The organism is Hyphobacterium sp., assembly GCF_965217055.1.
Lineage (GTDB): Bacteria > Pseudomonadota > Alphaproteobacteria > Caulobacterales > Maricaulaceae > Hyphobacterium.
The window spans coordinates 80,653-103,667 of the sequence record NZ_OZ244227.1; the positions used below are offsets into that span (position 1 = coordinate 80,653).

At 61.8% G+C, this 23,015-nt stretch carries 19 protein-coding genes; 2 read left to right on the forward strand and 17 right to left on the reverse strand.

Translation table 11 applies throughout. The features are described from left to right. Nucleotides 1-10: 10 nt before the first annotated feature. Complete coding sequence (locus ACOOFN_RS00385; protein ID WP_420432544.1) at nt 11-2,044, reverse strand: ComEC/Rec2 family competence protein; 2,034 nt, start codon at nt 2,042-2,044, stop codon at nt 11-13. Between the two features lie 137 nt (nt 2,045-2,181). Here ACOOFN_RS00385 and gltX point away from each other — a divergent pair, with 137 nt between their 5' ends. Further along, nucleotides 2,182-3,615 carry a glutamate--tRNA ligase gene (gltX, locus tag ACOOFN_RS00390; protein WP_420435085.1) on the forward strand — a complete coding sequence of 478 codons (1,434 nt, stop codon included), beginning with the start codon at nt 2,182-2,184 and terminating at the stop codon, nt 3,613-3,615. A 28-nt stretch (nt 3,616-3,643) separates the two neighbouring features. After that, nucleotides 3,644-4,948 (forward strand): citrate synthase, encoded by a 1,305-nt coding sequence (gltA, locus tag ACOOFN_RS00395; RefSeq protein ID WP_420432546.1) that lies wholly within the window; start codon nt 3,644-3,646, stop codon nt 4,946-4,948. Here gltA and ACOOFN_RS00400 read toward each other — a convergent pair. From ACOOFN_RS00400 to dnaE, 16 genes are all read right to left on the reverse strand, one after another. Beyond that, the gene (locus tag ACOOFN_RS00400; RefSeq protein WP_420432548.1) at nt 4,945-6,120 is read right to left on the reverse strand and encodes a lipid-A-disaccharide synthase; all 1,176 of its coding nucleotides are present in this window, start codon (nt 6,118-6,120) and stop codon (nt 4,945-4,947) included. The genes gltA and ACOOFN_RS00400 overlap by 4 nt on opposite strands. After that, on the reverse strand, nt 6,113-6,976 hold the full coding sequence (locus ACOOFN_RS00405) for an LpxI family protein (RefSeq protein WP_420432550.1): 864 nt from the start codon (nt 6,974-6,976) through the stop codon (nt 6,113-6,115). The genes ACOOFN_RS00400 and ACOOFN_RS00405 overlap by 8 nt, the downstream gene beginning before the upstream one ends. Continuing rightward, nucleotides 6,969-7,760 carry an acyl-ACP--UDP-N-acetylglucosamine O-acyltransferase gene (gene lpxA, locus ACOOFN_RS00410; protein ID WP_420432552.1) on the reverse strand — a complete coding sequence of 264 codons (792 nt, stop codon included), beginning with the start codon at nt 7,758-7,760 and terminating at the stop codon, nt 6,969-6,971. The genes ACOOFN_RS00405 and lpxA overlap by 8 nt, the downstream gene beginning before the upstream one ends. Continuing rightward, nucleotides 7,757-8,218 (reverse strand): 3-hydroxyacyl-ACP dehydratase FabZ, encoded by a 462-nt coding sequence (gene fabZ / locus ACOOFN_RS00415; protein WP_420432554.1) that lies wholly within the window; start codon nt 8,216-8,218, stop codon nt 7,757-7,759. The genes lpxA and fabZ overlap by 4 nt, the downstream gene beginning before the upstream one ends. After that, nucleotides 8,218-9,228, reverse strand: coding sequence for a UDP-3-O-(3-hydroxymyristoyl)glucosamine N-acyltransferase (locus tag ACOOFN_RS00420; protein ID WP_420432556.1), 1,011 nt, complete (start codon nt 9,226-9,228; stop codon nt 8,218-8,220). The genes fabZ and ACOOFN_RS00420 overlap by 1 nt, the downstream gene beginning before the upstream one ends. Nucleotides 9,229-9,246: 18 nt before the next feature. Beyond that, nucleotides 9,247-9,849 carry an OmpH family outer membrane protein gene (locus ACOOFN_RS00425; protein ID WP_420432558.1) on the reverse strand — a complete coding sequence of 201 codons (603 nt, stop codon included), beginning with the start codon at nt 9,847-9,849 and terminating at the stop codon, nt 9,247-9,249. Nucleotides 9,850-9,851: 2 nt separating this feature from the next. Beyond that, complete coding sequence (bamA, locus tag ACOOFN_RS00430; RefSeq protein WP_420432561.1) at nt 9,852-12,206, reverse strand: outer membrane protein assembly factor BamA; 2,355 nt, start codon at nt 12,204-12,206, stop codon at nt 9,852-9,854. Nucleotides 12,207-12,230: 24 nt separating this feature from the next. Then, nucleotides 12,231-13,406 carry a M50 family metallopeptidase gene (locus ACOOFN_RS00435; RefSeq protein ID WP_420432563.1) on the reverse strand — a complete coding sequence of 392 codons (1,176 nt, stop codon included), beginning with the start codon at nt 13,404-13,406 and terminating at the stop codon, nt 12,231-12,233. Between the two features lie 16 nt (nt 13,407-13,422). Next, a complete protein-coding gene (gene dxr, locus ACOOFN_RS00440) occupies nt 13,423-14,601 on the reverse strand; it encodes a 1-deoxy-D-xylulose-5-phosphate reductoisomerase (protein WP_420432565.1) in 1,179 nt (392 codons plus the stop codon). Continuing rightward, complete coding sequence (locus ACOOFN_RS00445) at nt 14,598-15,416, reverse strand: phosphatidate cytidylyltransferase (protein WP_420432567.1); 819 nt, start codon at nt 15,414-15,416, stop codon at nt 14,598-14,600. The genes dxr and ACOOFN_RS00445 overlap by 4 nt, the downstream gene beginning before the upstream one ends. Next, nucleotides 15,406-16,134: an isoprenyl transferase gene (locus ACOOFN_RS00450; protein WP_420432569.1), complete on the reverse strand. Its 729-nt coding sequence runs from the start codon at nt 16,132-16,134 to the stop codon at nt 15,406-15,408. Before ACOOFN_RS00450 ends, ACOOFN_RS00445 begins: the two co-directional genes overlap by 11 nt. A gap of 24 nt (nt 16,135-16,158) precedes the next feature. Next, complete coding sequence (gene frr, locus ACOOFN_RS00455; protein WP_420432571.1) at nt 16,159-16,719, reverse strand: ribosome recycling factor; 561 nt, start codon at nt 16,717-16,719, stop codon at nt 16,159-16,161. A 16-nt stretch (nt 16,720-16,735) separates the two neighbouring features. Next, nucleotides 16,736-17,500: a UMP kinase gene (gene pyrH / locus ACOOFN_RS00460; RefSeq protein WP_420432573.1), complete on the reverse strand. Its 765-nt coding sequence runs from the start codon at nt 17,498-17,500 to the stop codon at nt 16,736-16,738. Nucleotides 17,501-17,556: 56 nt separating this feature from the next. Beyond that, nucleotides 17,557-18,438, reverse strand: a complete 882-nt coding sequence (gene tsf / locus ACOOFN_RS00465; protein WP_420432575.1) for a translation elongation factor Ts — start codon at nt 18,436-18,438, stop codon at nt 17,557-17,559. A 41-nt stretch (nt 18,439-18,479) separates the two neighbouring features. Further along, a complete protein-coding gene (rpsB, locus tag ACOOFN_RS00470) occupies nt 18,480-19,355 on the reverse strand; it encodes a 30S ribosomal protein S2 (protein WP_420432577.1) in 876 nt (291 codons plus the stop codon). Between the two features lie 180 nt (nt 19,356-19,535). Then, nucleotides 19,536-22,988, reverse strand: a complete 3,453-nt coding sequence (dnaE, locus tag ACOOFN_RS00475) for a DNA polymerase III subunit alpha (protein WP_420432579.1) — start codon at nt 22,986-22,988, stop codon at nt 19,536-19,538. Nucleotides 22,989-23,015: the final 27 nt, after the last annotated feature.

Below are 23,015 nucleotides of genomic sequence, written 5' to 3' on the forward strand. Positions count from 1 at the left end.
ATATCCAGCTTTATCGCTCGCGCGAAGCCTGCGTCCAGATGCGCCGGCCGCGGCGGCCTTCCACATTGGCCGAACGCAGAATGTTCCCCGCATCCAGCCAGTAGACCTGTGCGCCGGTCGCCGCCAGTTCGGCCGTATCGATCAGACGCGCCCCGCAGCCTGCCCGCTGGACCGGCGACGCTCGCTCTTGCAGCACGACGAGAGCAGCGTGCGCGCAATCCTCGGCGAGGCTTTCGCCGCTCTGCGCGATTGCAATGCCCAGCCCCTTCGTCTCGGTTCGGCAACCCTGCGCGTCGCAGGCCCAGCCATTGTGCAACGGAAGGCTCGGCGAGCCCGCCTGTTCAAGAAAGACGCGGCTGGCAAAACGAGCGCGGCGCCGGTCGGAACTGGCCCAGTACGAGCCCTCGCGGGCGTCCACCTGCGCCAGCACGACACCGTCCTCGCTGATGAAAAGGTTGGGCGGCTCGTCGGCCCACCAGACGGAATAGGCTGCACCGATCAATATAAGGCCGATGCGGCGCATCAATCCGCTCGCCGCGACGAGCAGGACGAAGCCGAGCGCATAGACCGCGACCACACCGCCGGGAGCACTTTCAGCGGGGGCCAGCGCGCCGGGCCAGCCTGCGACCCAGTCGGCCACGCCGACTACCCAGATCAGCCCCCAGCTCATGACAGCCAGGACGGGCGCGTCGAGGCCGAACGGTGCGAGCGCCAGCGCCAGCGCTCCGGCCGGCATGACAATGAGCGAGAATACCGGCATGGCGGCGAGATTGGCGAGAAAGCCGTAGACCGCGATGCGGTTGAAATGAAAGGCGGCGAAAGCCGCCGTGGCACTGCCGGCCACAAGCGAGGACATGGAGAGGCTGCCCCAGAAGCGCACCACGCCGGAAATCCACCCTCTTGGGCGGCTATCCGATTGCCGGCTGCGCCAGATCTCGAAGGCCGCAACGAGTGCGGCCGCAGCTGAGAACGACATCTGGAAGCCGGGCGACAAGACGCTTTGCGGCTGCAGAACCAGAATTATGGTGGCAGCCAGGGCAATCGATTGCATCGAGATCGCCCGGCGCTGAAAGATCACGCCGGCCAGTATGACGGCCACCATCACAAAGGCGCGCTGTGTCGACACCGACAGGCCGGACAGGACCAGATAGAGCGTGGCGCCGGCCAATGCGACCAGCGCCGCCGGAATGCGCGGATCGTGACGTCGCGCGAATGCCGGGATGGCCGCAAGCCCTGCGCGGACCGCGAAGAACATGCCCCCGGCAAACAGGCTCATGTGCAAGCCGGAGATCGCCAGAATATGACCGAGTCCGGCAGCGCGCAGTGATTCTGCCTGGTCGGCGGCAATGCCCGAGCGGTCACCGGTCAGAAGCGCTGCCGCAATCCCGGCAGTTTCGGGGAGCGCCCGGTCGCGAATGTGTTCGGCCATCTGCCAGCGCCAGCGCGTCAGCTGCCGACGCCAGCCATCGCCAGAAACACGGGCCGCCTCGATGGGTGCAATAGCATATCCTGACCCGCCGAGGCCGGAGAACCAGGCCGCGAAACCCGGATCATATCCGCCGGGCGCAGCGGGACGTCGCGGCGGGGTCAATACGACCCGGGCGCTGATACCGTCGCCGGGCTCAAGGGCGCCGCGACGGCCATAGAAGCGCAGACGCCGGGGCGGATCAGTCGCGTCATCAAGTGAGACGATTCTGACGATCAGGCGTTCGCGGCCGCGGCTGGATTGCACGGCCTCGATCCAGCCGGTCACGGTCCTGGCACGCTCCGTCTCGGCGACCGTGCCCCCCGACTGGGCGTGTGTGTGCCATTGCGCGCGGGCAAACCCGAGCAAGACCATTGCGAGCAGCAATAGCGCGGACCAACACAGGGGCCGCGCGCGCAGACTGATCAGCGAATAGATCGAGATCATGGACGCCAGACCGGCCGCGATGATGCCTGCGGCCAGCGGCGGGTCTGCGTCGAGCGTGAAAAACGCAATAGCGCCAATGGCGAAAGCGACCGGTGCCCAGATTGCCAGGCGAACCGGACGACCGAGTTCCACCCGCCCCGACCAGGTCAACCATGACGGTCGGGCCGGGACCGAAAGCCATCTTTTTGAGCTTGGAGCTATCTGGCGCAATCGGCTATTTCATCCCCCTGTCGGCCATGCTATCCCGCGCACTCCTTTCGCAGCGCAACATGGTTTCGCGAGTGCAAAACACAAAACAACCCATAGTTACACGATTTGCGCCCTCACCGACAGGTTACCTTCATATTGGCGGGGCGCGGACGGCCCTGTTCAACTGGTTACTGGCGCGCGGCTCCGGCGGAAAATTCCTGCTCCGGATCGAGGATACCGATCGCGAGCGCTCCTCCGAGGATGCCACGCGCGCGATCATTGACGGACTGACATGGCTCGGCCTGGACTGGGATGGCGATCCGGTCTCGCAGTTTGCAAATGCCCGGCGCCATGCCGAAGTGGTCGAGAGCCTCCTGGAAAACGGCCGCGCCTTCCGCTGCTACATGACCGAGGCGGAGACCGCAGCAGAACGCCAGCTGGCGTTCTCCGAGGGGCGCGCCCTGCGCAGCCCGTGGCGCGACCGTGACGCGGCGGAAGCACCTCACGAACATCCCTTCACGGTCCGGTTCCGTGCCGGCGATGAAGACGTCGTCATCTCTGATGCAGTCCAGGGCGAGGTTCGCTGGAAGGGCAAGGAATTCGACGATCTGGTCCTGCTTCGCAGCGACGGGTCTCCGACCTACAACCTCGCGGTCGTGGCTGATGATCACGATATGGGCGTCACGCATATCGTGCGCGGCGACGACCATCTCGTGAACGCGGCGCGGCAGGCGCAAATCTATGACGCTCTCGGTTGGGACCGTCCGGTGTTTGCCCACATTCCGTTGATTCACGGTCCGGACGGCAAGAAGTTGTCCAAGCGCCACGGCGCACTTGGCGTCGAGGCCTATCGTGACATGGGCTATTTGCCGGAAGGCCTGCGTAACTATCTGCTTCGCCTTGGCTGGGCCAGCGGCGACACTGAATTCTTCACCGATGAAGAGGCAAAATCGGCCTTCAGCCTGGAAGGGTTGAACAAGGCACCGGGCCGCCTCGACTTCGACAAGATGGCGAGCGTCAACGCGCACCACATGAAATTGGCGGACGATCAAAGACTGGTTGAACTGGTCCTGCCCTGGTGCGCGAAACTGGTCGACGGGCTCGACACCGAGGACCCCGTTATCAGAGCCCGTCTCGCAGCCGCCATGCCGGTGCTGAAAACGCGGGCTTCAACACTGGAAGCTCTCGCCGCTCAGGCCTATTTCCTGATCCGGCCAACGCCAATAACGCTCGAAGGCAAGGCCGCCAAACCCATGAAGGGCGACGCACCCGCCATCCTGGAACGGTTCAAAACCGATCTGGATGCGCTCTCAGACTGGTCGGCGGACGCCATCCACGGCGCGCTGGAACTATTCGTCGAGCGCGAGGAGATCGGGTTCGGCAAAATCGGGGCGCCACTGAGAGCCGCACTGACAGGCGGCGCACCGGCACCGGACCTTTCCCTGGTGATCGAATGGCTGGGCCGCGAAGCAGTTTCGCGCCGTATTGAAGATCAGATCAAATCGGCCCTATAAGACGCACGAAACGAGAAGGATGACCATCATGGAAACCAAAGCAAAACCGAACGGTACGGCAACCCTCACGATCAATGGTCAGACCTATGAGTTGCCGATCCTGAAGGGCACGATCGGTCCGGACGTGATCGACATACGCGCGCTCTACAAGAAAGCCGGCGTCTTCACCTATGATCCGGGCTTCACTTCCACCGGCTCGTGCGAAAGTCACATCACCTATATCGATGGTGATGACGGCACCCTGCTCTATCGCGGCTATCCGATCGACCAGCTGGCGGAAAAATCGAGCTTCGTCGAGGTCTGCTATCTGTTGCTGCACGGCGAATTGCCGACGGCGAACGAGCTCAATGATTTCGACATGACGATCCGGCGGCACACCATGCTGCACGATCAGTTTGACCAGTTCTTCCGCGGCTTCCGGCGCGATGCCCACCCGATGGCAGTGATGGTCGGCACGGTCGGCGCGTTGTCGGCCTTCTACCATGACTCGACGGATATCAACGATCCCGAAGCGCGCGTGATCGCGAGCCATAGAATGATCGCCAAAATGCCGACGATCGCGGCACGGGCCTACAAGTATTCCATCGGACAGCCGTTTATCAGCCCGCGCAACGACCTCGATTTCGCTGCCAATTTCCTGCGCATGTGTTTTGCTGTTCCGGCCGAGGATTTCGAGCTCAACAAAACGCTCGCCAAGGCGATGGACAAGATTTTCATTCTTCACGCCGATCATGAGCAAAATGCCTCGACATCCACTGTACGCTTGGCCGGCTCTTCCGGCGCCAATCCGTTTGCCTGTATCGCGTCCGGTATTGCCAGCTTGTGGGGCCCCGCGCATGGCGGTGCCAATGAAGCCGCGCTCAACATGCTCGAAGAGATCGGCACGGTTGACCAGATTCCGGAATACATCGCCCGGGCCAAGGACAAGAACGATTCGTTCCGCCTGATGGGCTTCGGACACCGGGTCTACAAGAATTACGATCCGCGCGCGAAGGTGATGCGCGAGACCTGTCACGAAGTGCTTGATGTGCTCGGTGTCCGCGACGAGCCACTGCTCCAGGTAGCGATGGAGCTCGAGAAGATCGCGCTCGAAGACGAATACTTCATCGAGAAGAAACTCTATCCGAACATCGATTTCTATTCCGGCATCACGTTGCGTGCGATGGGCTTCCCGACTTCGATGTTCACGGTGCTGTTCGCGTTGGCCCGCACGGTCGGCTGGATCGCACAGTGGACAGAGATGCTGGAGGACCCGGTGCAGAAGATCGGCCGCCCGCGCCAATTGTTCGCCGGTGCCACCGAACGCGCCTACGTTCCGATCAACAAGCGCTAGGCGGGAGCCGTCCGGGTTGGCGTCAGGTCTAGAACGGCCTGCGCTGCCCGTGCGCTCGAGCGACCGTCACCTTTCAAGGCCTCGGCTGCCGCGCGGAGACGTGGGCCCCGTGACGTGCCACCGCTGATTTCGTCAAGCAATGCGGCGACCGAGCCGGCAAGAATGTCGCCACGGCATTCATGTTGCGCATACTCCAGGATCAGTTCTTCGCCAGCAGCAATATTCACAAGGCTGAAGTAATCGGCTTTGAACAATATCGTCCTGTATATCCAATAACTTAACCAGCCCAGCTTGTAGGTCGAGACGGTCGGCACGCCAGCGAGCGCCAATTCCGTCGTCGCCGTCCCGGACACCGCCAACGCCGCATCCATGGCTGAGGTGGCATCGCGTTTTTCGTCCTCATCAACCAGAATCAGATCGGTCATGCGCGGATCGGCCGCCAGGTCGGCCCTGACGTCGTCGGCGATTGCCGGCGCCAGCGGCGACACAATAACAGTGTTGTCTGGAAGATCGGCGCGCAGCGCGGCGATGGCATCCCGGAGGGCGGGACCAATGCGCCGCAATTCACTCGGCCGGCTACCAAAGAGGACACCTACGACAGTCGCCGCGAGAGGAATATGATGTCGTTCGCGGAAGGATACGCCATCGCCTGTGACCGGCCGTTCCAGCGCCGGATTACCGACAAACGTCGTGGCCAGGCCAGCGGCCTCGAACATAGGCGCATCGAAAGCGTGAATGGTCAGCAGATGGTCGACCGATTTCGCCAGCACCTGGGCCCGTTTCGGCCGTGCTGCCCAGATTTGCGGCCCGACATATTTGATCAGGAGTGGCGGATTTTCCCGCTTCTGCAGTCGCTGCGCGACGCGGATCATGAAGCCCCAGCTATCAATGAGCACCACGGAGCCGGCTCCAAAAGCCATCGCGGCCTCGACCGTTGCATTCACCTTGCGCAGGATGTCCGGATAGGTCTTCAACCCGTCGAGCAGCCCCATGATGGCGAGGCCGGAAATGTCGACGGCACTTTCCACACCGACCGAAGCCATGCGATGTCCGCCAACCCCGGCGATCTGGACCGACGGATCGGTCTCGCGAAGAGCGGAGATCAAATCGGCACCGAGCGCATCGCCTGACGGCTCGACGGCTACAAGGAATATTCGCCGCGGCTTACTCATCGTCTCCAGCTGCGTAGATGAACAATCCCGCCGCGTCCGCAGCCGCAATAGTCTCATCCATGCGCGGGATCAGGGCGCTGCCGGCCCGCACCGCAATTCCGGCCAAGCCGGCCCGCGCCGCGCCTTCGATCGTCTTGAGCCCAATCGTGGGCATATCGATGCGGCGTTCCTGTTGCGGCTTGGGCGTTTTTGCCAGAACACCCGCCCGCTTGGTGGTGTTGCCCCGGATCTCCGGCGGCAGGCCAACCACGCGCGCCAGCATTTCATCCGTGCCTTCCTGGGCCTCAACGGCCAGAACGAGACCGTTCGCGACAACTGCACCCTGCCCGATATCCTGTTCGCCGATGACCCGGGCAATCGAGAGCGCCTTGGTAATGTCGGCCCGTGCCGTTTCATCCGGCTGAACCTGTCCTAGAATGCCGACATCCGGGACCAGGCTCGACATCGCCTGGTGCGCGCCAATCGCGCGCAATCCCTTGCGTTCGAAAGAATCGATAATGACCCGCATCAGGGCATCATCGCCATAGCGTGCAGCCTGAGTAACGCGCGGCAACAAGGCCATGGCTGTCGCATCAAGCCCCATGAGCGCCCTGAAGTTGGGCCGCGTGATGCGGCCGATGAAACAGACCGCATCGCAACCCGCCTCGAGTATCGCTTTTTGCATACCGCCGACCTTGGCGATCGGAAATCTTGACGTCTTGAACGCGCTGAAATCCTGGTCTGCGAACCCCTCGACCTCAACGATGTAGGGCTCGCGACCGGCGCTCAACTCGCCTTGCGCGATAAGGCATGGAATTTCGCCGCCGCCGGCGATGATGGCGAGGCGTTTCCAGTCAGCTTTGCCGGTTTCAGTCATGCGGCATGCAGATCGATCGGCTGGGAGCGGCGCGGACAAAATCGACAATCTCCATGACCGCAGGATTCTCCGAGTAAAGACTGGCAACGTCTTCCAACCGTTCGCCGAACGATCCTTCCTCGGCGAACAGCAATCGATAGGCAGTTCGCAATTCCTTGATTGCAGCCCGAGAATGACCGCGCCGCTTGAGGCCCACCAGATTCAGGCCTTCGAGATGCGCATGATTTCCACCGGCCGCGCCATAGGGAATGACGTCCTTGGTCAGCAAAGACATCGCATTGACGAAGGCCTGGCGCCCGATCCGGCAGTGCTGGACGACACCGGTATAGCCGCCGAGGATCACCTGATCCTCCACCACCGAATGCCCGCCGAGCACGGCATGATTGGACAGTACGACCTTGTCGCCGACGATGCAGTCATGCGCCACATGGGTTCCGATCATGTAAAACCCGTCGTCGCCAACAACGGTTTGCTGGCGACCGACGCCGGTGCCGGGGTGCATCGTCGCATATTCGCGAATCGTATTGCGCGCGCCGATGACGAGGCGCGTATCCTCGCCCTTGAACTTCAGATCCTGCGGCGGATGACCAAGCGATGCGTGAGGATATACAACCGTTTCCGCACCGATCCGTGTATGCCCCGCAATGGTGACATGTGACATCAGGCGCACGCCGTCACCGAGTTCGACGTCGCCTTCGATGATGCAGTATGGCCCGATCTCGACATCGGCGCCGAGTTTTACGCTGTCCGCGATTATCGCGGTGGGGTGGATCTTGCCGCTCATTCTGACGTGACGCCCTTTGCCGAGAAATCGAATTCCGTCACGCGCTGGTCCTCGACGAATGCAGCGCCGGAAAATTTGAACAGGTCACCGCGCATATGGGTCACCTTGACCGGCATGCGCAGCGTGTCGCCGGGGCGCACTGGTCGGCGGAAACGGACCTTGTCGACGCCCATGAAGTAGATCGCGGTTTTCGACACATCAGCATCCAGCGTTTTCGACATCAGCAAGGCCCCGGCCTGGGCCACGGCTTCGATGATCAGCACGCCCGGCATGACCGGATTGCCGGGAAAATGTCCCGGGAAGAAGGGCTCGTTCACGGTGACGTTCTTGATTCCGACGATCGATTCGCCTGCGACATAGTCTTTGGCGCGATCCAGCAACAGAAATGGATAACGGTGCGGAAGGCGTTCGAGGATCTCGTCGATGCCGATGGCTTCGGCACGTTCCGGGTCGCGCATCAGTCTCTCCGTGTTTTCTTGCCCTGCGCGCCCTTGATGCCGGAGAGGCGACGCAACTGGCTGATCTGCCGCAGGAAGTTTCGGGCCGGCATGGCTGGGCTGCCAGCCCATTTTTCGCCGTCCGGAATATCATACATGGCTGCGGAATCCGCGAGCAGGGTGACGTTGTTGCCAATCTTGATGTTGTCGGTCGTGGCGCAACGGCCCGCGAACAGACAGTCGTGCCCGATTGTCGTGCTGCCTGAGATGCCGGCAAACGCGGCCATGACGGTGCCTGAACCGATGCGGACATTGTGGGCGATCTGGCAGAAATTATCGATCTGGCAATTGTCGCCGATCTCGGTGTCGCCGAAAAGGCCGCGGTCGATCGAGCAGGACGCGCCAATCAAGACACCGCTGCCGATGATCGAGCGACCGAAATGGGGAACTTTGACGCGTTCCTCGGTCCCGAGCGCGATCGCAAACCCGGTCTTGCCGATCACGGTACATGAACCGATTTCTGTGTCCGCACCGATGGTGGCAAAGGAAATCACGGCATTGGCTCGAATCAACGCGCCTGAGCCGATTTCCACACCGGGCCCGATGACCACGTTGGGCTCAATGATAGCGCCGGATCCGATCCGTGCGCCCTTCGCGATGAATGCGCCGTCGTGAATCGTGGCGGTCGGATCAATGTCCGCCGCGCCGGCCTCCAGCGGTCTTTCGGTAAAGACGTGCGCTGCGGCATGCGCAAACGCCACACGCGGGTGCTCGGTCACGCCGACATGGCATCCGGCATCGCGCAGGGCGGCGGCAAATTCTGGTTTGGCGAGAATGACGGCACCGGCCTTGACGTCGGTCGGCCGGCGCTCGGCATAGCTAAGCGAACCGGTCTTGGTCGCCGTAATGGGGGCGACATCATCCACAAAAAAGCCATCGGGTGCGAGCCCTTCAAAGCTCGCACCCGACAGGGTCTCTATCTTGGTGAGGGAAAGCGGACGTGCGGATTCGTAAAAGCGCGGATCAGCCACAGCCCGCTCGCTCCCGGTTTATTGCTGCGCTTGCGGTGCCTGACCGCTGCCTTCCGGCAGGCGGACGCGATTCACCGGCACTGTCGGCAGGCGTGCATTGAGCGCCTCGATCACGGCTTCGCTGGCGTCAACGCTCTGGTTTGAATAGACCAGTGAACTGCGGTCAACGACAATGTCCGCGCCGCGGGCCGCAACAACTTCCTGAAGGACGGCCTGCAACGCTTCGAGAACCGGGCGCATGGCTGCACGCTCGGTTGCTACGAGCTCGTTGGCGTAACGCTGACGCGAGGCTTCGAATTGCTGGCCTTGCTGGCTGACTGTCTGGATACGCGTCATCAGATCCTGGCGCTGTTGCACCGCTTCCTGGGTCAGACCGGAGGTCTCGGCATTCAGGCGCTCAATTTCAGCGTCGATGGGTTCGCGCATGGCGCGGAGCTCGCCGTCCATTTCCTCGGAAATAGTCTGCAGCCGGCTGGCAATATGCAGTCCCACCGCGCTTTCGCGGAGGATGCGGTCTTCGTTGATCACAATGATCGTCTGCGCCATCGCGGGCGCGCTGACCGAGACGAAGGCCACGGCCGCGACGATCAGCGCGAGCGGGTTAAGGGAGGAAGGTTTCATGATCAGAATCCTGTTCGTGTGCTGAAGCGGAAGAATTCGGTGCGGTCGTAGGTTTCATTGACCAGCGCCTCGGCCAGGTCGAAACGGACCGGGCCAAATGGTGAATCCCAGAATATGCTGAGGCCAGCCGATACACGGAGCGACAGATCGTCCGTGGTGAAGGCCTGGCCCGTGACCTCGTCAATGAGGTCCTCATCGTCAAGCAATCCCAGGGTACCGAAATCGGTAAACAGGCTTCCGCGCACGCCGTACTGTTCCGGCAGCGGAAGCGGGAAGGACATTTCGGCGGTACCGATCGCATAGAAGCGGCCGCCGAGCGCGTCGCCGCCGCGCAGGTCGCCCGTTACCGGGTCGCGCACGACGACGCGGGGGCCGATACCGGCGACCTCGAAGCCGCGGAAGGAGTTACCGCCGCGGAAGAAGCGGTCATTAATGCGGACATTGTCGCCGCCCCATCCCATGATGAAGCCGGAATTCATGTTCAGACTGCCCACGAAATTCCAGAACAGCGGACGATAGACCGACGCCGTTATCTCGGTCGACACAAAGCGAACGTCACCGCCAATGCCGGCGAATGACTGACTGATTTCGGCACGGAAGCCGCGGCTCGGCTCGATCGGATTGTCAACGCGATCCCAACGCAGGGTGAAATTGGCGACCGAGGTGACGCGTGAACCGGCCTGGTTGCGCAGTGACTGGTTGGCACCGGCGAACACCACCACATCGTCGGTTCGCAACGTGTATTGCAGGCCGAGATTGGTCGATCGTGTGGTCGGGAAACCGGCCCGCAGGCTGAAACCGGTCGATTGTGTTTCGAAACTGGCTTCGCTGACGAAGTCAGAACGCACCGAGAATATGTCGACGCCAGCTGCCAGGTTACGGTCGAGGAAGCGTGGTTCCGTGAATCGGATATCGACCTGTTCGCGGCGGGAGCTTGCGGCTATTCGGAAGCGCAGGAACTGGCCACGGCCCCGCAGGTTGCGCTCGGAAATCGACAAGTCGACGAGGAAGGCATCTGTCGAGGAGAAACCGGCGCCGAAGGCCAGTTCGCCAGTCGGCTGCTCGGTCACCGCGACCTGCAGGCGTGCGCGATCGGGTGATGACCCCTGCACTTCCGTGATTTCGACTTCCTCGAAGAATCCGAGGCGCCGGACACGCGATTGCGACCGGTCGATCAGCGAACGATTGAAGGCATCGCCTTCGACGAGTTCCAGCTCACGGCGGATGACATGATCGAGGGTCCGCGTGTTACCGACGACATCGATCCGTTCGATATAGACACGCGGGCCCTCTTCGATTTCGAACACGACATCAACAGTACGATCTTCCCGGTTCCGGGAGATATCGGGGACAATGTTGACGAAAGCATAGCCGGTCGCGCCGACGGCAAAGTTCAGCGTGTCGACCGATTCCTCGATCAGTTCACCCTGGAACAGGGCCCCTGTCCGCACTGGCAGGAAGCCGACAAGGCGTTCGGGATCGATGTCGGGCAATTCCGTTTCGACGGTAATATCGCCGAAGGTATAAATGTCGCCCTCATCCAGCGTGAAGGTGATGTAGAAGTCTTCCTGGTCCGGCGTCAGTTCTGCGACGGCCGAGACGACCCGGAAATCTGCATAGCCGCGGTTCTGATAGAATTGGCGAAGCAATTCGCGATCGTATTCAAGCCGGTCTGGGTCGTAATTGTCGTTGGTCGAGAAGAACCGCCACCAGCGCGACTCAACCGTCACCAGTTCGCGGCGGAGTTCGCGGTCGGAATACGATTCATTGCCTATGAAATTGACGCGCCGCACGCCGGTAACAGGCCCCTCGGAGATCTCGAATACGAGATCGACACGGTTCTGGGGCAATTCGACGATCCGTGGCGTGACCTGGGCGGCAAAGCGACCCGAGCGACGATAAACCTCGATGATCCGCTGCACGTCGGCCTGCACGCGAGCTCGCGTGAAGATGGCGCGCGGCTGGGCCTGGATTTCCTCGTTGATGGCATCGTCATCGACCGCGCGATTCCCTTCGAGGATCACGCGGTTGATGATCGGGTTTTCCTGAACGTAGATAATGACCACGTCGCCACGGTTCTCGACGCGGACATCGGAAAACAACCCGGTTGCGAACAGGGTCTGAATGGACAGGTTTACCGACCGCGCATCGACCGGAACACCGGGTTGCAGCAGCAGGTAGGACAATACGGTATCGGCTTCGACCCGCTGGTTGCCCTGAACAAGCACCTGGCGCAGCGGCACAGCCTCACCGGCTTGCGCACCCTGTGCGGCCGCCGGTGCTGAAAGGCCGATCGATACGCTACCGGTGATTACGCAAAAAATTACCGCGGTCAGAACGCGCTGAATACTCGACATACGGGCCGCCGTTCGTGTTTCGGATCAGGAACCTAATCCGCCCAGATAAACCAAATCGTTCCAAGTTGCTACAAGCATCAAACCCAGCACCAACGCAAGCCCGACCCTGAAGCCAATGGCTTGCGCTTTCGCACTGAGCGGTCTCCCGGCAACCGCCTCGTAGGCGTAATACACCAGATGCCCGCCGTCGAGTATGGGTATCGGCAGAAGGTTCACCAATCCCAGTCCGATGCTGAACAATGCCACGAGCTGAATGAGGTTTATGGCAAGCCCTCCGGCTGCCTGTCCTGCGGACTGGGCATTGTCGATCGACGCGTTTGCGACCTGGCCCGACACTGTCACGATGCCCAGCGGACCATTCAGCATGTTCGGGGGAACGCGCCCGGTAACAATGCGCCAGACATATCGTCCGGTCAGACTGACCACCCGGCCCACCTGCGCGAATGCAGCGCCGACCGATTCGATCGGACCGAGCCGCCGGAAATACGTCTCGCCAGTCGGGCCAAAGCCGACAATGGCGCGTTCGCGGTACCCTCCCAGCCCGTCGGGAACGCGCGTAACTCGCGGCGTCACCGTCATGTCAATCATCCGGCCGTCACGGTCGATCCGAATAGCGACATCTTCGTCGGGCCGCAGCATGAACTCCGTCATGATCTCGGGAAAAGCCTCGATCTGCGTTTCCGCGATGCGGACGATCCGGTCGCCAACCTGCAAGCCCGCGCGTTCGGCCTCGGATTCCGCGCGGACGCTGCCGACGATCGGCGCTTGCGTGGATTGCCCGAATGTGGCGAAAAGCGCGAAGAAAACCAAAACGGCGAGCACGAAATTCGCGATCGGTCCGGCTGCAACGATGATGGCGCGCTGCCAGAGCGGTTTGAAGTGGAAGCAGCGGTCAGCATCGGCGCCCAACCGTGCCTGTATTTCATCGAGCTTTTCCTGGTCGGGCTCACTGGCAGCGCCGGCGTCACCCATGAAGCGGACATAGCCGCCCAATGGTAAGGCCGCGAGCCGCCAGAGCGTGCCGCGCTTGTCGCGAACGGCGAACAGCGTTGGCCCGAATCCCATGGAAAACACTTCGGCATGTACGCCACACCAGCGCCCGGCAATATAATGCCCCAACTCGTGAATGATCACGACGACAGAAATCACCGCCGTAAAGGCGAGAATCGTGACCAGTCCGGAAGTCAATAAATCCAGCAAAACAACCTCTTGCGTGTCAGGCATCTACCGACGACAGTGCGGCGCGCGTCCAGTCTCGCGCCCTCTTGTCGACATGCAGGGCGTCATCAAGCCCGCCAAAGCGGTTTGGCAGGGCTGCCTCGCGCTCCAAGCCGTTCAGACAGTCGGAAACGAGGCGTGCGATGTCAAGAAAGCCAATGCGACCATCCAGAAAGGCGGCGACGGCAATCTCGTTGGCGGCATTCAGCGCGGCCGTCGCGCCTTCACCGGCTTCCAGTGCGTTGCGTGCCAGCCGCAGCGCTGGAAAGCGGATCTCGTCCGGCGGTTCGAAATCAAGCTGGCCAATGCTGGCGAGATCCAATCGCTCGGACGGGGTATCCATGCGTTCTGGCCAGGCCAACGCCGAGGCGATGGGAATACGCATGTCCGGACTGCCCAGCTGCGCGAGCACGCTCCCATCTATGTATTCGACCAGGCCGTGAATAACAGACTGGCGATGGATCACGACCCCGACCTTCTGGGACGGAAGGCCGAACAGGCGGCAGGCTTCGATGACCTCCAACCCCTTGTTCATCAACGTTGCTGAATCGATCGATATCTTGTCGCCCATACTCCAGACCGGATGTGCCAGGGCGTCTTCGCGCGTTACCGCTGTCATCTCTTCACGCGGCCAATCCCTGAAGGGGCCACCCGATGCCGTCAGCGTGATACTGCGGATGAAGCGGTCGTGACCGGGGTAAATCGACTGGAAAATCGCATTATGCTCGCTGTCGACCGGCAGGATGGCGGCGCCGCGCTGTTCTGCGAGATCAATGAAATACTCGCCGGCACAAACCAGACATTCCTTGTTGGCCAGTGCAACTGCCGCGCCCTTCTGCAACGCCGCGGCCGTCGGTTCGAGCCCTGCCGAGCCAACAATGGCCGCCATGGTCCAGTCGACCGGCCGTGACGCCGCCTCGATCAACGCCTTCGGCCCTGCAGCGGTTTCGATGCCTGTCCCGGCCAGCGCTTGCGACAGCGCATCAGCTTTCGATTCGTCGCCGATCACCGCAATCTGCGGCCGATGTTTCCGGGCAATCGCTGCAAGGGCATCGACATTGCGATTTGCGGTCAGCGCAACAATGTCGAATTTTCCGTCCCCGGCGCGCCCGACAAGATCAAGCGTCGCGGTGCCAACCGAGCCGGTGGCACCCAGGATCGAAATACGGCGGGTCATAACGGGCTTTCCAACACGTTGAGGCTGGCCAGCACAAGTCCCGTCAGGCAGGCCGCCATCAGTGCATCGACGCGATCGAGCACGCCGCCATGGCCAGGAATGATCTCGCCGGAATCCTTGACGCCAAAGCGTCGCTTGAACAGCGACATGACGAGATCACCCATGATCGCTGCCAGCGCCAGCACAATACCGGCCACGAGCGTGTCGCGCGGATCATGGCCCTGCCAGTGTGCAAATCCCCAGGCGGCGGCACTGCCGCCGGCGAGGCCGGCAATGACGCCGGACCAGGTCTTGTTGGGACTGGCTTTCGGCCACAATTTCGGCCCGCGCAGCCACGTGCCCGCGAAATAGGCCGCACTGTCCGCCGCCCAGACGACCAGCAGGATGAAGGCTGCGGCATCCAGCCCGTTCAGCGATCGCAACGACGCCAAAGCCGACACCGACAAGGCCACATAAACAATGCCAAAACCACCGCGCCAGCGGCGGCGCACAGGCAGATCGCCGGTAAAGATCACCCCGACCGCACCCGCCAATGGCCAGGCCAGCATCCAGAAAAACTCGCCATCAGCAGCGAACAGAACGGCGCCGCACGCCGCTGCCGACGCAATCGCGTAGCTACGCGTCGGGGCGTCCCGATCGGCCATCCGCATCCACTCCCACGCCATCGCGGCTGCAAAAGCGGCGCAATAGGCCGTGAAAGCCAGCCCGCCACTCCACAACAGGAAGAGCGAAACCGGTATCAGGATCAGGGCGGAGACAATCCGCGTGACCAGCGCCGGGTCGCGCTGACGCAACGGACGGGTGTCAGGCGGCATCCACGCCCCCGAACCGACGCTGTCGGGAGGCATACTCGTTGAGGGCCTGTTCGAAATGGCGGGCGCTGAAATCCGGCCAAAGAACGTCCAGAAATACGAGTTCGGCGTAGGCGGCCTGCCAGATCAGGAAATTGCTGGTGCGGTGCTCGCCGCTGGTACGAATGACGATATCCGGATCGGGCATTCCGGCGGTATCGAGCTGGCTGGCGAAAGCCGCCTCGTCAACGTCTTCGGGGCGTAACCGGCCCTCCGCTACATCGCGTGCCATGCGACGCGCGGCGCGTACGATCTCGTCGCGCCCGCCATAATTGAAGGCAATGGTGAGGAAGCACCGGTCATTGTCGGCGGTCGTTCGTTCGGCGCGCTCGATAATCTCGAGCAAGTCGGGCGACAAACCCTCACGGCGCCCGGCGATGCGAACGTTCACGCCTTCGCGGTCAAGTTTGACCAGATCGGCATCGACAAAACGCTTCATGAGGTCGAACAATGCATCGACCTCTTCGCTCGGACGGCGCCAGTTTTCGGTCGAGAAGCCGAACAGTGTCAGATATTTGACGCCCGTGTCGCCCGCTGCGCGGACCGCTTCACGGACCGCTTCGACACCTTTGGAATGCCCGAAAGCCCGTGGCCGGCCACGTTGCTGTGCCCATCGGCCGTTTCCATCCATGATGATGGCGACATGCCGGACGCCCCGGCATTTTTCTCCGCCTTCAGTCATGGACACCTCCCAAGCCGGACAGGTCTAGACCTGCATGATCTCGTCCTGCTTGGATTTCAACGAAGAGTCTACCTTGCCGACATAATCGTCGGTCAGCTTCTGGACGCTGTCGGACTGCGATTTCAGTTCGTCCTCACTGATTTCGCCGCCCTTTTCCATCTGCTTTAGCGTGTCCATGCCGTCACGGCGAATATTGCGAATGGCGACGCGCGCATGCTCGGCATAGGAACTGGCAGCTTTCGCCAGTTCGGCGCGGCGCTCCTCGTTGAGCGGTGGGATCGGAATGCGCAGTAGCGTGCCTTCGACCACAGGATTGACGCCGAGCGGCGAATTGCGGATTGCCTTGTCCACCGCCCCGACCATCTCCTTGTCCCAGACCTGAACCGAGATCATCCGCGGCTCCGGGATGGAGACTGTCCCGACCTGGTTGATCGGCGTTGGCGAGCCGTAGGCCTCGACGGTGATGGCATCTAGCAGGCTGGTAGAGGCTCGGCCGGTGCGCAGGCTGCCGAAATCCTTGTGCAGCGCCTCGATGGCGCCATCCATGCGGCGTTTCAGATCCTTGAGATCGATCGTCGAGCTCATGGGTTTTCCCCTGTTGTTATTGGGCCGTGCGCGGTTCGCCGATCGTCGTGCAGGTCCCCTCGCCTGCCAGTACGCGTGCGAATTCGCCCGGCTTGTGAATGTTGAACACCACGATAGGCACGGCGTTCTCGCGCATCAATGTCACCGCTGCAGCGTCCATCACTTTCAGATCCTGGGCAAGCACCTGTAGATAATCGAGCTGGTCGTAACGCTCCGCATCCGGATTCGTACGCGGATCATCGGAATAGACACCATCGACCTGCGTGCCCTTGAACAGGGCTTCGCAGCCCATTTCCGCCGCGCGCAAGGCGGCGGCCGTATCGGTCGTGAAGAAAGGATTGCCGGTTCCGGCAGCGAAAATCACGACGCGGCCTTTCTCCATGTGCCGGATCGCCCGGCGGCGGATATAGGGCTCGGCGATCGTGGTCATCGGGATGGCCGACTGGACGCGGGTCTGGACACCGACGCGCTCCAGCGAATTCTGCATCGCCAGCGCATTCATGACGGTGGCGAGCATGCCCATGTAATCGGCTGCTGCACGGTCCATGCCTTTGGCCGCAACCGACAGGCCGCGAAAGATATTGCCACCGCCGATCACGAGGCAGACCTGGACGCCGCTGGCGACGGCATTCGACACTTCCTGGGCAACGCGTTCGGCAACCTTGAGGTCGATACCGTATTGCTGGTCGCCCATCAGGGCTTCGCCGGAAATCTTCAGCAACACGCGCTTGTAGAGCGTGCTGGTGCCCTTGGGCGGGATATCTCCGGCAGAATCAGTCATGCATCGCAGCCTAAAAGAAAAGCGCCGGAGCGGTAAGGCTCCGGCGCGAATACTGGCTAGTTGCCCTTGGCCGTTGCGGCCACTTCGGCGGCGAAGTCTTCCGACTTCTTCTCGACGCCTTCGCCGACTTCCATGCGGATGAAGCCGGTGATCGTGACGCCGGCGTCCTTGGCGGCTTCGGCCACGGTCTTGTCCGGGTCGATGACGAAGGACTGGTTCAAAAGCGTCACCTCGGAGAAGAATTTCTTCATCCGGCCCTTGATCATGTTCTCGATGATGTTTTCCGGCTTGCCGCTTTCACGCGCCTGCTCGGTGAGCACGGTGCGTTCCTTTTCAACGATGGCCGGATCGAGATCGTCTTCAGACAGCGAAGCCGGGTTGATCGCCGCGATATGCATGGCGACCTGGCGGGCGAAATCGACATTGTCGCCATCAATCGCAACCAATACGCCGATCTTGCCCATGCCATCCGTGGCTGCGTTGTGAACATAGGCGGCGACATTGCCGCCTTCGATCTTTGCCAGCCGGCGCACCGACATGTTTTCGCCGATCTTGGCAATCTTGTCGGTGATGTGGTCAGCGACTGCCTTGCCGTTCACTTCAGCGGCTTTCAGCCCTTCGACGTCAGACGCGGTAAATGCCGCGGCGGTGATGTCCTTCACCATCGCCTGGAAATCGGCGTTCTTGGCGACGAAATCGGTTTCCGAATTAACTTCGACAGCTACGCCCACACCGTCCTTGACGGCGATGCTGACAAGGCCTTCCGCGGCGACGCGGTCGGCCTTCTTGGCGGCTTTCGAGAGGCCCTTGGTACGCAGCCAGTCAACGGCCCCGTCCATGTCGCCATTGGTTTCGGTCAACGCTTTCTTGGCGTCCATCATGCCTGCGCCTGTCATGTCGCGCAGTTCCTTCACGAGGGCGGCAGTAATTCCAGCCATCGGTCTACTCCTGATATCCGTATTGTCGTGGAAGGCGATGATCAGCCTTCGGTTTTCTCTTCAGCAGGCTTTTCGGCTGCTTTTTCAGTCGCGGCCGGTGCAGGCGCTGCGTCTTCGGCAGGCGCTTCGGGAGCCGGCGCAGCTTCAGCGGCCGGTTCCTCTGTCAGTGCGGCCTCGACGGCCGGTTCAACCGCCGCGCCAAGATCGACGCCCAGGTCGGCTTGTCCTTGCGTGATGCCGTCGAGCACCGCGTCGGCAATCAACTCGCAATAGAGCGAGATGGCGCGTGCCGCATCGTCATTGCCCGGGATCGGAAAATCGATCGGATCCGGGTCGCAATTGGTGTCGACAATGCCGATGACCGGGATACCAAGCTTGCGGGCTTCCTGGATCGCGATCGCTTCCTTGTTGGTGTCGATCACGAACATCAAATCCGGCGTGCCGCCCATTTCCTTGATACCGCCGAGCGACAGTTCGAGCTTCTCGCGCTCGCGGGTCAGGTTCAGCAGCTCCTTCTTGGTGAAGCCGGCCGATGCCTGTTCGTCGTTCAGCAGATCTTCGAGCTCGCGCAGGCGGGCGATCGATTTGGAGATCGTTGCCCAATTGGTCAGCGTGCCGCCGAGCCAGCGATTGTTCATGTAGTATTGCGCGCAACGGCTGGCATTTTGCGCAATGATTTCGGATGCCTGACGCTTGGTCCCCACGAACAGGATACGGCCGCCTTTGGCCGCCACGTCGCGCACGCGGACCAGGGCCTGGTGCAGCAGCGGGACCGTCTGGGACAGGTCGATGATGTGGATGTTTGCACGGTCACCGAAGATGAAAGACTTCATCTTGGGGTTCCAGCGGTGTGTCTGGTGTCCGAAGTGTGCGCCGGCTTCCAGCAGTTGGCGCATGGAGAATTCAGGCAGTGCCATTGATCATATCCTTTTCCGGTTGGCCTCCGCGGAACGGAGTCGGGCTGGCGGAATTGCCAACCGCGACACCGGAGCGACGGACCCAACACAGGTCGCGCCGAAGTTCCGCGTGCGTGATCGCGACGGCATATAGAAGGGGAACGCACTTCGCGCAAGCCCGAACGGGCAGCGAACAGGCGGCTAGATCAGTTCAACGCTTTCAACGCCCTTGACGCCGCGCAGTGCCGCCTGCACCGGCGGACCGGTCGGAACCCGACCCGGCAGACGCAGCTCGGCTTCGCCACCTTCGGCCACAGCGAGGACGAGATACACAACGCCCTCGCCCCTGGCGCTGTCTGCCGCCCGGTCAAGCCGCGCCTTGACGCTGTCGAGTGCCTCGGCCTCGAGCCGGATCCTGAGTCCGTCTGCTGCGGGTGCCTCGCCGAGCGCTTCGATGCTCTCGGAGAAAAAGCGAAGCTGTTCTTCCTTGTCGTCGATGCTCACGCCGATCATCACCGAAGCGCCGACTTCCAGCACATCGCGGAACGCCTGCAACATGTCGGGATTGACCAGCACCTCGAATTCGCCGGACGGATCGGACAATGTCACCCAGGCAAAGCGTTTGCCTGACCTCTGCGAGACCCGCTCCTGCCTGCGGCGAACGACCCCGGCCATGCGGATCGCGCTGGCACCGTCTGCCACGCGGTCAGGCGCATCGGCGACGAAAACCACGCCACGGCGAGCGAGCATGTCGGTCATGTCATCGAGCGGATGGCCAGACAAGTAAAAGCCGATCGCCGACAATTCCTCGTCGAGACGCTGCGTCGCGGTCCAGGCGGGCACGTCCGGCAATTTGGGCCGCGCTAACCCACCATCGTCGTGTGACGCATCTCCGAATAGGCTGACCTGCGCGGTATCGCGCTCTTCCTGTGCTTTCGCCGCCATGGCGCACAGCGTTTCCGCGGCTGCGAAAGCGCGTGACCGGTCAGGTTCGAGACTGTCGAAAGCGCCGGCGCGGGCGAGATTCTCGAGCGTCCGTTTGTTCAGGAGTTTGGGGTCGACCCGCTCAGCGAAATCGAACAAATCCTCGAATTCACCATTGGCCTTGCGCTCTTCGACCAGAGCTTCCATTGCCGACAGGCTGACATTCCGGATCGCACCAAGCGCATAAACGACCGCGTTGTTCTTCACCGAGAAATCGGCTTCCGACAGATTGATATCGGGAGGCCGGACCACGACCTCCATGCGCCGCGCTTCCTGGAAGAAGACGGCGAGCTTGTCGACATTGTTGCGGTCGAGGCTCATCAGTGCCGCGAGAAACTCAACCGGGTGATTGGCCTTCAGGAAAGCCGTGCGATAGGCGATCGCGGCATAGGCAGCGGCGTGCGACTTGTTGAAACCGTAACCGGCAAACTCATTGACCAGTTCGAAAATGAACTCGGCCTTGCCGCGCGACACGCCCTTCTTCTCGGCGCCTTCCAGGAAACGCACCTTCTGGCGCGCCATCTCGTCCTTCTTCTTCTTGCCCATGGCGCGGCGCAAGAGGTCGGCTTCGCCGAGCGAATAGCCGGACAGGATCTGAGCGATCTGCATCACCTGTTCCTGGTAGATGATGACGCCATAGGTCTCGGTCAGGACCTGTTCGAGATCGGGGTGCAGATAATCCACCTCGGCGCGGCCGAATTTCCGGTCGACATAGACGTCGATATTCTTCATCGGGCCCGGGCGATAGAGCGAGATCAGCGCGATCAGGTCCTCGATCTTGTCCGGCTTCATCTTCGACAAGGTGTCGCGCATGCCGGAGGATTCCATCTGGAACACGCCGATACCGGCACCGGTCGACAACAGGTCATAGACCTTGGGATCGTCGAAAGCGGCATTCTCCAGATTCGGCGCGTCGCCGCCGGCCTGCTCGATATAGCCGAGCGCGCGGGCGATGACGGTCAGCGTCTTGAGACCGAGAAAGTCGAATTTCACGAGGCCGGCGGGCTCCACCCATTTCATGTTGAACTGGGTTGCCGGAATGTCCGAGCGCGGATCGCGATAGAGCGGCACCAGCTCGTCCAACGGGCGGTCACCGATAACAACGCCGGCCGCGTGGGTGGAGGCGTTGCGGTACAGACCTTCCAGTTTCAGCGCGATCTCGAGCTGGCGCGCCACGCCGGGTTCCTCCTCTCCGAACTGGCGCAGGCGCGGCTCGATCTCGATCGCCTCGGCAAGTGTCACCGGATTGGCAGGGTTGGCGGGTACCAGCTTCGCGATCTTGTCGACGAGCCCGAGCGGCAATTGCAGGACGCGGCCGACATCACGCACGACCGCGCGGGCCTGCAGCGTGCCGAATGTGATGATCTGGGCAACATGATCTGCGCCATAGCGCTCCTGCACGTAGCGAATGACCTCGCCGCGCCGCTCCTGGCAGAAATCGACGTCGAAGTCCGGCATCGAGACGCGCTCGGGATTGAGGAAGCGCTCGAACAGAAGGCCGAAACGGAGTGGGTCGAGGTCTGTAATGGTCAGCGACCAGGCGACCAGCGAACCGGCGCCGGAGCCCCGGCCCGGACCAACCGGGATTTCATGCGCCTTTGCCCATTTGATGAAATCGGCAACGATCAGGAAATAGCCGGGAAATCCCATTTTCCCGATAATGTCGAGCTCGATCTCGAGGCGCTCCCAATATGCGCTTTCCGGTTCGGCCGGTTCATTCGCCTCAAGGCGTTCACGCAACCCCGCCTCGGCCTGGGCGCGAAGCTCGGCCAGCTCGTCACGGCCATCTTCGGTCGGAAAACTCGGCAGGATGGGATCATGCGTCCGCGGACGGTAGGCGCAACGCCGTGCGATCTCGACAGTGTTGGCAATGGCTTCCGGCAAATCCTCGAACCGGGCGCGCATTTCCTCCGCGCTGGCAAAGAAATGGTCGGGCGTCACGCGGCGCCGGTTTTCAACGGTCAGATACTCGCTTTCGGCAATACAGAGCAGCGCATCGTGCGCGGAATGCATGTCACGATCAGGGAAGAAGCATTCATTGGTCGCAACCAATGGCAGGCGGCGCTCATAGGCGGCCTCGACCAGCCAGTCCTCGGCGATCAGCTCCTCGCGCCGCCCGTGCCGCTGGAGTTCGACATAGAGCCGGTCTCCGAACGCTTCCGACAGCCGCGACAGCCATTGTGCAGCGTCCGCCTTGCGACCATCAACAATCGAGCGGTTGAGCACGCTGTCCGGACCGCCGGTCAGCGCAATCAGGCCATCAGTGTGGGCCAGCAGCCTGTCGGCCGTGATGTGGGGCAGTTCGGTTGCCCCGACCTCGAGAAAGGCCGCGCTGGTCAGCTTCAGGAGATTGCGATAGCCGGTCTCGTTGGCGACGAGCAGTGCTATCGTACCGTCCGGCTGGGCTGCATCTCCGGGGCGGGGGTCGGTCAGGCGTATCGACAGGGTGCAACCGGTGATCGGCTGCAAGCCCGCCCCGGAGAGCAGTTCTGAGAATTCCAATGCGCCGAAGAGATTGTTGGTGTCTGTCAGCGCGACTGCCGGCATCCCGTCGGCCTTGGCCAGCTCTGCCATCTTCGCGATCGGAATGGCGCCTTCCAGAACCGAGTATGGAGAGCGGGTTCGCAGATGGACAAATCCCCTGTCCGAACCATCCCTCGCCTCGCTCATGAAAACTGCTCCGTCGATCGCGACTCA

What these genes read in the sequence shown, in the direction of transcription:
- gltX (WP_420435085.1), top strand. Translation starts at nt 2,182, where the DNA reads ATGGTTTCGCGAGTGCAAAACACAAAACAACCCATAGTTACACGATTT.
- gltA (WP_420432546.1), top strand. Translation starts at nt 3,644, where the DNA reads ATGGAAACCAAAGCAAAACCGAACGGTACGGCAACCCTCACGATCAAT.
- ACOOFN_RS00400 (WP_420432548.1), bottom strand. Translation starts at nt 6,120, where the DNA reads ATGAGTAAGCCGCGGCGAATATTCCTTGTAGCCGTCGAGCCGTCAGGC.
- ACOOFN_RS00405 (WP_420432550.1), bottom strand. Translation starts at nt 6,976, where the DNA reads ATGACTGAAACCGGCAAAGCTGACTGGAAACGCCTCGCCATCATCGCC.
- lpxA (WP_420432552.1), bottom strand. Translation starts at nt 7,760, where the DNA reads ATGAGCGGCAAGATCCACCCCACCGCGATAATCGCGGACAGCGTAAAA.
- fabZ (WP_420432554.1), bottom strand. Translation starts at nt 8,218, where the DNA reads ATGCGCGACCCGGAACGTGCCGAAGCCATCGGCATCGACGAGATCCTC.
- ACOOFN_RS00425 (WP_420432558.1), bottom strand. Translation starts at nt 9,849, where the DNA reads ATGAAACCTTCCTCCCTTAACCCGCTCGCGCTGATCGTCGCGGCCGTG.
- bamA (WP_420432561.1), bottom strand. Translation starts at nt 12,206, where the DNA reads ATGTCGAGTATTCAGCGCGTTCTGACCGCGGTAATTTTTTGCGTAATC.
- dxr (WP_420432565.1), bottom strand. Translation starts at nt 14,601, where the DNA reads ATGACCCGCCGTATTTCGATCCTGGGTGCCACCGGCTCGGTTGGCACC.
- ACOOFN_RS00445 (WP_420432567.1), bottom strand. Translation starts at nt 15,416, where the DNA reads ATGCCGCCTGACACCCGTCCGTTGCGTCAGCGCGACCCGGCGCTGGTC.
- ACOOFN_RS00450 (WP_420432569.1), bottom strand. Translation starts at nt 16,134, where the DNA reads ATGACTGAAGGCGGAGAAAAATGCCGGGGCGTCCGGCATGTCGCCATC.
- frr (WP_420432571.1), bottom strand. Translation starts at nt 16,719, where the DNA reads ATGAGCTCGACGATCGATCTCAAGGATCTGAAACGCCGCATGGATGGC.
- pyrH (WP_420432573.1), bottom strand. Translation starts at nt 17,500, where the DNA reads ATGACTGATTCTGCCGGAGATATCCCGCCCAAGGGCACCAGCACGCTC.
- tsf (WP_420432575.1), bottom strand. Translation starts at nt 18,438, where the DNA reads ATGGCTGGAATTACTGCCGCCCTCGTGAAGGAACTGCGCGACATGACA.
- rpsB (WP_420432577.1), bottom strand. Translation starts at nt 19,355, where the DNA reads ATGGCACTGCCTGAATTCTCCATGCGCCAACTGCTGGAAGCCGGCGCA.
- dnaE (WP_420432579.1), bottom strand. Translation starts at nt 22,988, where the DNA reads ATGAGCGAGGCGAGGGATGGTTCGGACAGGGGATTTGTCCATCTGCGA.